The sequence below is a fragment of the Thalassospira sp. genome (assembly GCF_048059015.1).
Taxonomy (GTDB): Bacteria; Pseudomonadota; Alphaproteobacteria; order Rhodospirillales; family Thalassospiraceae; genus Thalassospira.
In genome coordinates this window covers 1-13,150 of record NZ_JBLLNT010000001.1, presented here as the reverse complement: position 1 = coordinate 13,150, position 13,150 = coordinate 1, and the positions used below count along the sequence as shown (strand labels likewise).

At 50.6% G+C, this 13,150-nt stretch carries 11 protein-coding genes and 1 pseudogene; 8 read left to right on the top strand and 4 right to left on the bottom strand.

Annotated elements, in window-relative coordinates; all coding sequences use genetic code 11:
* Positions 1–4 precede the first annotated feature (4 nt).
* The 4 genes from ACMZ66_RS00060 to ACMZ66_RS00045 all read right to left on the bottom strand — a co-directional run bounded on the left by ACMZ66_RS00060 (position 5) and on the right by ACMZ66_RS00045 (position 5,344).
* Positions 5–691, bottom strand: a complete 687-nt coding sequence (locus tag ACMZ66_RS00060) for a glutathione S-transferase N-terminal domain-containing protein (RefSeq protein WP_416933264.1) — start codon at positions 689–691, stop codon at positions 5–7.
* Between the two features lie 19 nt (positions 692–710).
* The gene (locus ACMZ66_RS00055; protein ID WP_416933262.1) at positions 711–2,360 is read right to left on the bottom strand and encodes an FAD-binding oxidoreductase; all 1,650 of its coding nucleotides are present in this window, start codon (positions 2,358–2,360) and stop codon (positions 711–713) included.
* A gap of 110 nt (positions 2,361–2,470) precedes the next feature.
* Positions 2,471–4,150 carry a class I adenylate-forming enzyme family protein gene (locus ACMZ66_RS00050; protein WP_416933260.1) on the bottom strand — a complete coding sequence of 560 codons (1,680 nt, stop codon included), beginning with the start codon at positions 4,148–4,150 and terminating at the stop codon, positions 2,471–2,473.
* 111 nt (positions 4,151–4,261) lie between these two features.
* Positions 4,262–5,344: a Zn-dependent alcohol dehydrogenase gene (locus ACMZ66_RS00045; RefSeq protein WP_416933258.1), complete on the bottom strand. Its 1,083-nt coding sequence runs from the start codon at positions 5,342–5,344 to the stop codon at positions 4,262–4,264.
* A gap of 221 nt (positions 5,345–5,565) precedes the next feature.
* On the opposite strand from ACMZ66_RS00045, the gene ACMZ66_RS00040 reads away from it, so the two are divergent.
* The 8 genes and pseudogenes from ACMZ66_RS00040 to ACMZ66_RS00005 form a co-directional block, all read left to right on the top strand.
* Positions 5,566–6,579, top strand: coding sequence for an AraC family transcriptional regulator ligand-binding domain-containing protein (locus ACMZ66_RS00040; protein WP_416933256.1), 1,014 nt, complete (start codon positions 5,566–5,568; stop codon positions 6,577–6,579).
* A 66-nt stretch (positions 6,580–6,645) separates the two neighbouring features.
* Positions 6,646–8,343, top strand: a complete 1,698-nt coding sequence (locus ACMZ66_RS00035; RefSeq protein WP_416933254.1) for a GMC family oxidoreductase — start codon at positions 6,646–6,648, stop codon at positions 8,341–8,343.
* Between the two features lie 98 nt (positions 8,344–8,441).
* Positions 8,442–10,094, top strand: a complete 1,653-nt coding sequence (locus ACMZ66_RS00030) for a GMC family oxidoreductase (RefSeq protein WP_416933252.1) — start codon at positions 8,442–8,444, stop codon at positions 10,092–10,094.
* Positions 10,091–10,528 carry a hypothetical protein gene (locus ACMZ66_RS00025; protein WP_416933250.1) on the top strand — a complete coding sequence of 146 codons (438 nt, stop codon included), beginning with the start codon at positions 10,091–10,093 and terminating at the stop codon, positions 10,526–10,528. The genes ACMZ66_RS00030 and ACMZ66_RS00025 overlap by 4 nt, the downstream gene beginning before the upstream one ends.
* A complete protein-coding gene (locus ACMZ66_RS00020; protein WP_416933248.1) occupies positions 10,512–11,480 on the top strand; it encodes a sterol desaturase family protein in 969 nt (322 codons plus the stop codon). Before ACMZ66_RS00025 ends, ACMZ66_RS00020 begins: the two co-directional genes overlap by 17 nt.
* A gap of 22 nt (positions 11,481–11,502) precedes the next feature.
* Positions 11,503–11,703 (top strand): hypothetical protein, encoded by a 201-nt coding sequence (locus ACMZ66_RS00015; protein WP_416933246.1) that lies wholly within the window; start codon positions 11,503–11,505, stop codon positions 11,701–11,703.
* Between the two features lie 21 nt (positions 11,704–11,724).
* Positions 11,725–11,970: pseudogene (locus ACMZ66_RS00010) on the top strand (NAD(P)H-dependent oxidoreductase subunit E); the annotation flags it as partial.
* Positions 11,967–13,150: formate dehydrogenase (locus ACMZ66_RS00005; RefSeq protein ID WP_416933244.1), on the top strand; the 1,184-nt coding region annotated here is incomplete at its 3' end. The pseudogene ACMZ66_RS00010 and the gene ACMZ66_RS00005, both read left to right, overlap by 4 nt.

Sequence of the window (13,150 nt, the reverse complement as noted above, 5' to 3'; positions counted from 1 at the left end):
TCTATCATTGCTTGCCGCTAGAAAACATGGATTCCCATTCGGGTGTGCCCGGCTGAGCTTTCCACTGCTTGCTCTCAGCGAGAACCGACAAGCCTTCGGATACTGCCGGACGCACCTTGATTACCTGATACCAACGATTAACGTTTGGATATTCAGCTAAGTCTTGACCATGTAGCTTCCTAGTTCGAATCCAGGGAAACGTAGCCACGTCAGCTATCGAGTATTCGCCCGCCAAGTACTCGACCGTCTCAAGTCGCTTATCAAGTACTTGATAAAGACGCGCAGCCTCGTCAGTGTATCGCTGAATTGCATAGTCAATTGGCTCTGGTGCGTATTCCCTGAAGTGATGTGCCTGCCCTAGCATCGGACCCAGTCCACCCATTTGAAACATCAGCCACTGCAGCGTTTCGAGTCGAACGACGGGATCCTGCGACAATAGTTGGCCAGTTTTTTCCGCCAAATAGATGAGGATGGCACCAGACTCAAACATCGCGATAGGCTCGCCACCGGGCCCTTCATGATCAACGATCGCCGGTACTTTATTGTTGGGGCTAATCGCTAGGTACTCCGGTTTGAATTGATCTCCCGCCGTGATGTCTACAGGCACCACATTCCCTAGCAGGCCTACTTCGGCCAACATAATGGACGCTTTGTATCCATTGGGTGTTGGCCAGAAGTAGAGATCAATCACGGCAGGAGACCTTTTCTAGCTAGCCAACGATCTTGAAGTGCGCGGGTCGATCCAACAGCAAACCGGGATTCATGATCCAGTTAGGATCTACCTCATTTTTAGCTGCTGCCATCATATTCCGAACAATCGGATCAACTTCCTTATCAAACCAAGGTCGGAAGCTCCTGCCTACAGCATGGTGGTGAGTAATGGTTGCACCAAGCTCTGAGATAGCATCTGAAGCCACATCTGAAAGCGCTTGATAGTCTTCCAAGCTTCGATCAAGTGTGGAGGGTGCTACTACAGAATAGTAAGGGGCAGGACCATCAGGATACAAGAATGAGAATCGTCGACATACTACACCGCCACCCGTGATGTCCTTCTGAGCTTGCCGCATGCGCTTAAGGATTTCAGTATCGACTGCCTCAAACTTATCCCAGGTGTATGCAGTTTCAAACGTGAAGCTAACAATCCCCATCGCTGCACGGGTATGCATAAGACGAGGCAGATATCGGAACTGATCTCGCCAGTTACCTTGAGCACCACTACGGCTTGATTCCAGTGCGTTATCTTTGGATCCAGCCTTTGATTGCACTTTACCGCCATGGTCCTGACAGATTTCAACTGCTCGCTCTAACCATGCATCCACGGAGTGGTCAGCTGATTCGAAGCCAAGCATCAGCATGGAATGTTTACCATCACCTGCGCCATAGAATCGCGCATCTTGTTCGTCAAGGTATCGGCAGTTGGCTGGGTACAAACCAGCTTGCGTGATTTGACGAATAGCCTCAGCACCACCATAGAAAGTATCGAACGCGATGGACGCGTTTGCTCTAAACGCAACCCGTCCTTGCAGCTTCATCCAGGCCTCAGTGATGATACCCAATGTGCCTTCTGAACCAATGAAATAACGATCAGGGTCAGGACCGGCACCCGAGCCTGGCAAGCGACGGTTTTGCACCGTGCCTGACGGTGTGACAACACGTAGAGTTTCGACCATGTCATCAATGTGTGTGAGATTGGTCGCGTAGTGACCCGAAGATCGAGTAGCAATCCACCCACCCAACGATGAAAATTCCCACGACTGAGGAATGTGTCGGAGAGTCAAGCCATGTGGCTTGAGCTGGTCCTCTAATGAGGGGCCGAGCGTGCCTGCTTGAATTAACGCCGTGCGAGAAACAGGATCGACTTCTAAAACCTTGTTCATATTCCCAAGGTCAATACAAACAGATCCTGCGTACTCTCCATCCTCAGGCGGGCTGAAGCCATCGGTCACACTCGATCCGCCGCCGAATGGGATGGCGGCGTAGTTATTCTCACCACACCAGTCAAACAGCGACGAAATTTCGTTTTCATCTGCAGGATAAGCCACCACATCAGGGGGATTTTCAAAGTCCCGATTGTAGATTCGTGTCATGTCCTTAAAGCTCTTGCCATAGGTGTGCATGACACGATCCCACTTATCGCCTGTTACAAAGTACGACAGAGAATCTGGAATCTTAATCCTCGACTTTGGCAGTTCGAGTTCATCGATTGTGGGGTCAGACAATACTTCAGGGGTTTCGATACCCAGTCTTTCGCCCACACGTTCGGCCATCTTCTTGACCTCGGCAGGTGTAATCTCTTCTCCTTCATAGCCCCAGCTGTAAAACTTTCTGGGCTTTCCGTAATAACCTCTCTGTTCTGGCATCTTTATCCCCTGTTGTTAGGCGTTAACGAATTCTTACGCTGAGCTGCAACCTTTCACAGGGCGACTCAGAGCAATTCTTGACATTTTCGATCAGCAACGAGCCTCACCTCTTAAGCTTCTATGCCAAGCTCATCGAGATGCGCTTGACGAAGTACCCGTTTGTCTATTTTTCCCGAAGCAATTCGAGGCAAAGCATCCGTTGTGGTTTTGACATAGTGTGGGATCTTGAACTTTGCTAAACGTGCTTCTAAGAACTCGCGAAGCGCGCTTTCTTCCAACACACTTTTCGAAAAGATAGTCGCGCCGACGTTCTCACCGAGGCGTTCATCGGGTACTCCGTACACGCTTACTTCGACGACGTCAGGATGATCGAGTAAAGCATCTTCTACTTCACCGCAGCCGATGTTTTCACCACCACGGATGATTAACTGCTTGATGCGATCCACGATGAATAGATATCCATCTTCATCAATGTAGGCCACATCGCCCGTTCTAAACCAATCACCCATGAAAGAGTCTTCATTCGCGTCTGGTCGATTCCAATAGCCATGAATGACAGATGTGCCACGGACCAACAGTTCGCCGCGCTCGTTTGCTGGGAGAAAATTGTCCTCCGTATCTACCACGGCAATTTCCAACATAACCGAAACGCGCCCAGAACTTTGGGGGTGTTCCAGATAGTCTTCCGCATAAATACCGGTACCGATTGAATTTGTTTCGGTCATACCCCATCCGGTGGTCGGCGTGGCGTTTTTAAACTGCTTATCGATACCTTCGACCTGAGACGTGGCCCTTGGCGCACCGCCGCCGCCTACGGATCTTAAACTCGCCAAATCCCGCCCTAGCTCACGCGCCTTATCCGTGAGGTCTCCTGTCATCGCAGGTGTCGCTACAACGACGGTCACCTGTTCTTTTTCGATCACATCACAAGCTACTTCAGGGTCCCATTTGTACATGCATAGAACTCGTCGCTGCGTTCGGTAGGAAGACAGCAACACAGCCAACAAGCCATTTACGTGAAATAGGGGCATCCCAAGAAGCGTTCCTTGGTTTTTGACCGGTGCACCCGGCTGTACGCCCGCACGTTTTTTTGCCGCAGCTATCGCTGCATAGTCTGTTTCCCACGAAAGGAGCGCCGCAATAATGTTCCGGTGTGTTGAGACAGACCCTTTTGGATAACCTGTCGATCCAGACGTAAACAATATGACGGCATCATCATCTGAGGCGATGCTTGCTTCAGGCATTGATTCGTTCCCGTTTAGCAAGTCAGTAATCGGCACAACACCGGGGTAGTCGTTTTGACATCGAACAGAAATGATTGGCAGAGAAACCGAAGGAGAAATCCGCTGAATACGCTCGATTCTCTCCTCGTCGGCAAGAACCAAAGAGATGCCGGTATGCTCCAAAGCGTACTTAATCTCGTCCGCTTCCCACCACGCATTGATGGCTACAGCGATAGCGCCAAGAGACGTGATAGCAGTAAAGGCAAGAGACCACTCAGGATAATTCCGCATCGCTATGGCGACCCTGTCTCCAGGCTTCACATCAAAGTCAGCTTTAAGACGATGCGCTAGACTCGAAGCCCTTTGATAGGCCTCTGTGAACGTATATCGCTCATCTTCGTATACAAGGAATTCACCGTCGGTTAGGTTTTGTTCGTAAAGCTCTCGCAAGGTTTGTGGTCCATTCACAAACCACTTTCTTGGCTTGCCGTGCACCATGACCTCTTGAACTTCCCAAGGCCGTCCTTCCGCGGTGACTATGGCTATTGCTTCATCCCGGTCAATCACGTCCAACCCTCCCTAATTTCCAAAAGTACATTGGTAACAGTCGGAGGGGAGACGCGAACAGGACATATTCGCTGAATAGTTGACCTATACGTTCACAGTAACTTTGCTTTCTTAATCGAACATGATGACTTGCCGTGCCTCTTCACCGGTCTTCATCGCCTCAAAAGCCTCGTTAACATCTTCTAGCTTTATGTGCCGGGAAATCATGTCGTCCAGGTGGAGCTTTCCATTTAAATAAAACTCTACAAAGCGAGGCATATCAATTCGAAACCGATTAGATCCCATCATGCAGCCCTGCAGCTTCCGTTCCCACAATAGGTCGGGACCATCTAGCTCGAGTTTGGAACCAACAGGGAGCATTCCGGTTATCGTTGCGGTTCCTCCCATACGCAGCATCTTGAACGCTTGCGCTGCGGTTACAGGTAGTCCAATGGCTTCAAAACTATAGTCAACGCCACCTTTTGTAAGCTCAATGACTTCCTTCACCGCGTCGCTGGAGCTGGCGTTGATCGTGTGTGTCGCACCCACCTTTCGCGCCATATCCAGTTTATTGTCCAAACGGTCGATCGCAATAATCATCCCTGCTCCGGCAATTGCAGCACCATTAACAGCAGCCAAGCCAACGCCCCCACACCCGATAACCGCTACGGTTGAACCCGGTTCAACACCAGCGGTATGGAAAACTGCACCCATGCCTGTCGTTGTAGAGCAACCAATAAGCGCAGCACGATCCATCGGCATGTCTTCTCGCACCTTTACCAGCGCGTGCTCATGCACGAGCATTAATTCTGCAAAGGACGATAGATTCAAATATTGATTAATTGGCTTATCACCTTGAAATAGCCGAGGCGCTTCGTCCGCCTCCCTCGCAACTTCAGGACTCTGGCACAAAGAAAGGTGCCCGGTTAAACAGTGATTGCAATGTCCGCAAAAAGCAGACAGACAGGTAATTACGTGATCGCCCTTTTTTACGTACGAAACATCTGAACCCACCTCTTCCACCACACCCGCACTCTCATGACCAAGGATCGTTGGCAGAGGAAAGGGCCAGGATCCGTCGAGAAAGTGTAAATCCGTATGACAAACCCCAGCAGCCACCGGACGAACAAGAACTTCCCTAGGTCCAGGTTTTGATATCTCAACATCTTCGATTTCAATTGGAGTGTTGTGCTCTCTTAGTACGGCCGCTTTCACGATGTCTCTCCGATAGTTTCTTAAGACGCGACAGCCTCTGCCTCCGAGGAGGATCCGTACATGATTAATTCAGCTTATTGTTGACATTTTCGTTCACATTCCTTCCCATCTGCTGAATACTGGTAAGCATTGCGCTAGTTCAGAAATCAGACTGAAAGTATGCGAACCCTTAAAAACGATTGAACGGAAATTGCTCGGGTAACCAAATATGTAGAACGCTTATGCTTGATAAGAACGCTAAACGGGATGCAGCAGCCCTACGAATACTGTTAGACGTCGCCAAAGACCAACGCATCAGCCCTGAGTCCATTCTTGTTGACACGGAACTCAACGAGGACAATGTCTACTCGCATCAGGCCGAAATTGAGGTCTGGCAAGAGTTGCGAGCTATCGAAAACCTTCGTGAAATCGATGCACCTCTATCTCTCGCCCTCCAATCAGCCAGTCGATTACATATCACCACGCTCGGAACTTTGGGCTATGCCATGCTCTCAAGTTTCGATATTCGCTCAGCGCTCGAGATAGCAGCTAAGTTTCACTCGATTTCTCTTTGGCTTTGCGATGTAACAACCGGAGCTCGGGGTAACGTCGTTGAGTTTTTTGTTCTACCCCACACCCTTCCCGAATCATGTCGAGATTTTTGTTCGATTCGCGGCGTCGCCTCACTCAAAGTCTGGGTGTCCGAGTTATTAGGGCGAAACATCGCCCCCTTGTCAGTCCAGCTTCGAACTCCCAAGCCCCAAGACTCAGATCTCTACGATTCATTCTTCGACACTAAGATTGAGTACGGTGCCGAGGTATACAAAATATCATTCGAGCGACCTCTGTTTAGAGAGCCACTAAAGCTGGCGGACCCATGGAATCGTCAACGATCGGAGGAAGAACTGAAGGCAATAAAATCACGAAGGGAGGCGACATTTGCAAATCAGGTGCGTGAGCTAATTCTGATTGATCCAAAAAAGAACCAATCTGAAGACACTGTAGCTCGATCACTCAAGATATCCGGTAGCACTTTGCGCCGACGGCTCAAGGAGGAAGGCACGACATTTCGCGAAGTACGGGCCGAAACGCTACATTCATTGGCACGCGTTATGTTGATCGGTTCTCCAAGGAACATCGACGAAATAGCTGACCAGCTAGGCTATTCAGAGGCGGCAAGCTTTGTACGCTCATTCCGCCGAATTGAAGGCATGGCACCGGGTGCATGGCGGAAAGCCGAACGAGAGCAACACTAAACACCGAAAGATTCTGAACGAAAATGTCAATCATTGACTTGGCATGTCATGTCATTGGAGCAACCCATGCCAAAAAATAGGGTCAATTTGGGTAATTGGGCCTTGGGATCGATGGCAACAGACAACTCTACCAAATCCGCAGAACATAACTTCGACTATGTAATTGTCGGGGGTGGTTCGGCAGGCTGTACTATAGCCAGTCGTCTCTCCGAGTCGGGACAATACAATGTTTGCTTGTTGGAGGCTGGCGGCACACACAAATCGCCACTTGTGACAATCCCTTTTAATCTCGCAGTTACTGTTTCCCGAGGCGTTAAGAACTGGAATTTCGAAACGACCCCACAAGTTGGATTAAACGGCAGGAAAGGATTTCAACCTCGAGGAAAAGCCCTTGGTGGATCGTCTTCAATTAACGCAATGATCTACATTCGCGGCGTCAAAGAAGACTATGACAGCTGGGCTGCATTAGGAAACAATGGGTGGTCCTATGACGAGGTTCTACCCTACTTCAAAAAAGCCGAAGACCACGTTGCCGGAGAAACCGACATACACGGAGTTGGTGGTCCGCTCACGGTTTCTCCTGTACGCAGTCCCAACCCTCTTAACGATGTTTTTATTCGAGCTGCGGAAGAGGCTCAGATTCCTCTAAACACTGACTTCAACACTGGATCCCAAGAAGGCGCCGGTTACTATGAGCTCACTCAACGCAACGGTGAGCGATGTTCCGCGGCACGCGCGTACTTAGACCCAGCCGAAGGAAGGAAGAACCTTACTGTGTTACAAAACGCCTACGTTGAACGCGTCATTTTGGAAGGCAAGAAAGCGACAGGCGTGCAGGCCTCCATAGGAAACAAATCGCAGCGTATAAACGCCGCTCGAGAAGTCATTGTTTGCGCTGGCGCGCTTCAAAGCCCTCAGGTTCTTCTACTTTCAGGTATTGGTGCTCCGGATAAGTTAACCCCGCACGGTATTTCCGTCGCTCACAATCTCCCCGGTGTCGGTGAAAATCTGCACGATCACCCGGACTACGCTCTTCTTTACAAAACAAGTTCATCAGACGCCATTGGTGCGAATACCCGATCCGGATTGAAAATCATGTGGGATTCAATCCAGTACAAACTCAGAAGGCGTGGCATGTTGACCACAAACTTCAATGAGTCTGGGGCCTTCTTCTATACCGATCGATCTGAGCCCTCTCCGGATATTCAGCTTCACTTCGCGATCTCCATCGTTGATAGCCACGGTAGAAAAATTCATCGCTACCACGGCTATACCTGCCATGTATGCGTCTTGCGTCCTAAGAGTCGAGGCAATCTGACGTTAACGAACTCTGATCCACAAACACATCCTCAGATCGATCCCGCTATCCTCGCCCATGACGATGACATGGAGACAATGCTCAAGGGAGTGATGAAAGCGCAGCAAATCATGGAAGGCCCCGCCTTTGATTCGATCCGTGGAGAGCCCTTATATGGCTCAGGATTGAAGGATCGCGATGAGCTTATTGAAGATATCCGCAATCGAGCGGACACAATCTACCATCCAGTTGGTACCTGTAAGATGGGACAAGACGACATGGCGGTTGTCGACGAGCAGCTTAAGGTTAAAGGTCTAGATGGTCTCCGAGTCGCAGATGCATCGATCATGCCTATCGTCATCTCAGGTAATACAAACGCCCCTTCCATCATGATTGGAGAAAAATGCGCTGCGATGATCTTGGAAGAAGCCCGCGCCGGACAAAATCCGCTCAGCCTCGCTAGTTAGTGATATCGCATCTCTCATCCGCGCTCCGAAGGGGTTTGAGCGAATATGTCAATTATTGGGCATAGCGATCATACAAATCACGCTACGGCTGCCAAACAATGGCCAATCCTGGGGAAATTGGCTGTGATGCAATGGCGGAAACGACACCTTCGAATGCGCTGAGTTTCGACTACGTTGTTGTCGGGGGTGGCTCAGCTGGATGTACGATCGCGAGCCGCCTATCAGAATCAGGTGAGCACACTGTGTGTTTGCTTGAAGCAGGTGATTCTCACACGTCTCCCCTCATCACTGTTCCTTTCAATGTTGCGCTAACGATTTCTCGTGGCTTTAAAAACTGGAATTTCGAGACCACCCCACAGAAAGGCCTTAATGGCCGGCAGGGCTTTCAACCAAGGGGTAAGGCACTTGGAGGCTCTTCCTCGATCAATGGAATGATCTACATCAGAGGTGTGCCTGAAGACTACGACGCTTGGGCTGATTTAGGAAATACGGGCTGGGCGTGGAAAGATGTGTTTCCCTACTTCAAAAAGTCTGAAGACCATGTCGCCGGAGAGACCGAGGACCACGGAGTTGGCGGTCCACTCACCGTCTCACCAGTGAGGAGCCCAAACCCTCTAAACGACATCTTTATTCGAGCAGCCGAAGAAGCACAGATACCCCGTAATGACGATTTCAACTCGGGGTCTCAGGAGGGTGTCGGCTATTACGAACTGACGCAGAGAAATGGCGAACGATGCACAGCCGCACACGCCTATCTCGATCCCGCATTGGGTCGCAAAAACCTGACCGTCATACAAGAAGCCTACGTTGAGAAAGTAACCATCGCAGGCAAACGTGCGACCGGCATTCAAGCACTGATCAAAGGTCAACGGAAAGCGATTCGAGCCAACCGTGAAGTCATCGTATCTGCGGGTGCCTTACAAAGCCCGCAAGTGTTACTACTCTCTGGCATCGGTTCACCCGACAAACTAACCCCGCACGGTATCGAGGTTCGACACGAGCTGGCCGGCGTCGGCGAGAATCTGCATGACCACCCGGACTACACGCTCTTATACAAGAGTACTTCTCATCATGCGATCGGAGCGAATACCAGATCGGGCATCAAGATCATGTGGGACACGTTGCAGTACCGATTGCGCAGACGAGGGATGCTCACAACAAACTTCAATGAGTCTGGTGCTTTCTTTTACACCGACAGATCAGAACCTTCGCCTGACGTACAACTACACTTTGCCCTATCAATCGTGGATAGCCATGGCAGAAAAATTCATCGCTATCCAGGGTATACCTGTCACGTCTGTGTACTTCGGCCAAAAAGCCGAGGCAATTTGACGCTCACGGACTCCAATCCACTCACTGCACCACAAATCGATCCGGCCATACTGGCAGACGATCGTGACATGGAAGTGATGCTGAACGGCGTTTTGAAAGCACAACAGATCATGGAAGGCCCAGCATTTGAAAAGGTGCTAGCAGAACCGCTTTACGAATCAGGTTCGCACGATCTCGATGTTCTGCGCGAAGACATTCGTAATCGCGCGGACACCATCTATCACCCTGTAGGCACATGCAAGATGGGACAGGATGACATGGCAGTTGTCGATGAACGCTTGAAAGTCCATGGCCTTGAAGGACTAAGGGTCGCAGACGCCTCCATCATGCCGATGGTCATTTCCGGCAATACGAATGCACCCTCAATCATGATCGGTGAGAAGTGTGCCGCAATGATCCTTGAGGATCTCGCCCAGTGAGTCTCGAAATCGTTTTGCAGTGGGCGGGACCAATCGGAATTCTTGCCATCGTAGGCGCGGTCGGGCTTGCCGGTTGGTGGCGCCCCGAGACCATCCCGAATTGGTCGTTTGCCGCAGAACGATTCATCACCGATTTTCCAGAGCACGAGTCTGTGTTCGGAACCGTCTCCACAGATGGTCGTGTTGCGTTACTAGAGCTAAAGAAAGACAAAGCCAAATCAATGGGCTTTGTCGTTGTCACAGGAGATAAGTGGGCAACGCGCCTGCTTCAACCTGACATCAGCCACATCACGCGCTGTGAAACGGGACTGAAGCTCACAATGGATGACTTCACTATGCCAACTGTGAAGATCAAGCTAGAACGCGATATTGCAGATCGGTGGTATGCAGCATTCAACCAACTAGAGGTGACATCCAATGGATCAGCTGCCTGAACTCGCACCAACCCACCTAGCCGTTCCCGTCTTCATCGCCGTAATGCTACTCGAACTTGTTATTGGCCGAGTCTACGGCAATGCAAAATTCGAAATACGCGACACAGGGCTTAATCTCTTCACAAGCTTTGTCGCTGGTACTGAGCGTGTACTTTCAGGAGTCTTATATGCCTTTGTTCTAATGTACTTTTATCAGTATCGGGTATTCGATTTTGAATTTAGCTGGCTGCTCGTGGCGATCGTGTTTGTTGCTGATGATTTGATTTACTACATCAAACACCGTATCGAGCATACCGTGCGATGGGCGTGGGCAAGCCATGTCGTCCATCACTCAAGCCAACATTTCAATACGTCAGTTGCGCTACGCCAGACTTGGACATATGCGTTGACAGGCTTGATCTTGCTATATGTACCACTTGTTTTAATCGGCGTTCATCCTGCGCTGTTAGGGTTTTGTGCCGGAGTTAATCTCGTCTATCAGTTTTTTCTTCACACCGAAACAATCAAGCGATTGCCCCGCTGGTACGAAGCCATCATGAACACACCTAGCCACCATCGAGTTCATCATGCCACCAATCCCAAGTACCTTGATGCAAACTATGCGGGTACATTCATCATTTGGGACAAGCTCTTCGGCACATTCGTTCCGGAAGATGATAACGAACCTTGTCGATATGGCATTGTTAAAAACCTACACACATTCAATGTGGTTCGCGTTGCCTTTCATGAATGGGCAAGTATCGCAAAAGACGTAGTCAGACCGGGTCTTTCATTGCGACAGCGGTTGAACTATATGTTCAAACCACCGGGCTGGAGTCATGATGGTTCGAGAGAAACCAGCAAGATGATCAAAGCAAGGCATGTTCGCCTTAACCCTACCTCCGCTGGGGGACCGGGGCTGCCGGATGTCTCGGACGTTCAAACCGAGCCTAAGCTGGCCACTGCATCGTAGATGTAAACTAGGGGATAAGCAGATGAGCACGCTGATCGAATCCGATGAAGACGTTTCTGCGAATGACCTTGCGCTGATCTATCAGGATACGATCGGCGGTCCTATCCGTGCTCTACGAGCCATCGTTGCTCAATTTGGGTTCATCAACGACAACCACATCTCTAACGTGGCGAACGTATTTAACCTTAGCCGCGCAGAGGTGCGCGGCATCGTCAGTTTCTAAGCAGACCTACGCACAAGTCCGCCAGCCAAACACATAGTCCGTATCTGTCAGGGCGAAGCTTGCCAATCCGTCGGAAGTCGTGGCTTAACGGCCGATTTTATGGCGAAAAGCCAGGCGCTCAACCAATCAAAAGGCCCCGACTATGTCGAACACGAACCTGTGGTCTGCCTCGGACTGTGTCCTCGGGGTCCGGTCGCCATGATTAACGACGAACTGGTGGCACATTGCTCAGACGCGAATTCTATCCTCGAAAGGCTTGAGCAATGACGGAAGTATCTCGCGCCTACGTTTCTATGGATTCAATCGCAATTGCCTTGGGTGCGAATGACATCGTAGATGCACTCGAAGCTCGAGACGTCGAGGTTGTACGCACTGGTTCACGCGGATTGTCTTGGGCCGAACCATGCATAGAAATCGAAACCCTGCTCGGTGAGCGATTGTTATATGCAAACGTGACCACAGAGGCGATAAATACCGGTGATTCAGCATTTGCGGGACTTGAACCTTTGGATCTCGTGGATCAACTCATCGGGGATCAGACTCGACTCGTATTCTCCAACAGCGGACTAATTGACCCACTGTCCCTAGATCAATATCGCTCGCAAGGCGGATTCCAACCTACTCGCTTCTCACCACAGGACATCATCAAAGAAATCGAGCTATCTGGCCTGCGTGGGCGCGGTGGTGCAGGTTTTCCAGCACACATCAAATGGTCCACCGTCGCTAACACTCCAGGGGATCAGAAGTGGATTGTATGCAACGCCGACGAAGGCGACTCTGGCACCTTCGCTGACAGGATGCTAATGGAAGGTGACCCATACCGTCTGATAGAAGGGATGATCATTGCCGGTCAGGCGACCGGCGCAAGCCGTGGCGTAATCTATTTACGCTCAGAATACCCAGTCGCTGCTGCCGTGCTAGAGCGCGCCTTAGACAACGCGCGGGCGAATTCGGTAATTGGTCACAATACGCCGTTCGACATCGATCTCTTTATTGGTGCAGGTGCATACATCTGTGGTGAAGAGTCTTCTTTACTGGAAAGCCTTGAAGGAAAGCGCGGCGAAGTTCGCGCAAAACCTCCCATTCCTGCGATCGCGGGGCTCTACGGACAACCCACGCTTGTTCACAACGTCATTACGTTGGCCTCTGTCCCTTGGATCGTTCAGCATGGGGGCGAAGCTTATGCCGAGTTTGGCGTGGGCCCATCAACCGGCACGATGCCTTTCCAAATCAGTGGGAATGTCGCTCGTGGTGGCTTGTTTGAATTTCCATTTGGCATAACGATCCGTGACCTTATCGATCGTGTCGGTGGCACCCAGTCGGGTCGGCCGGTAAAGACCGTACAGATCGGCGGACCGCTCGGGGCGTACTTGTCTCCCGACGAGTTCGATACGCCGCTCACCTACGAAGCGATTGCGCAGCTTGGTGCTGGTGTGGGGCATGGTGG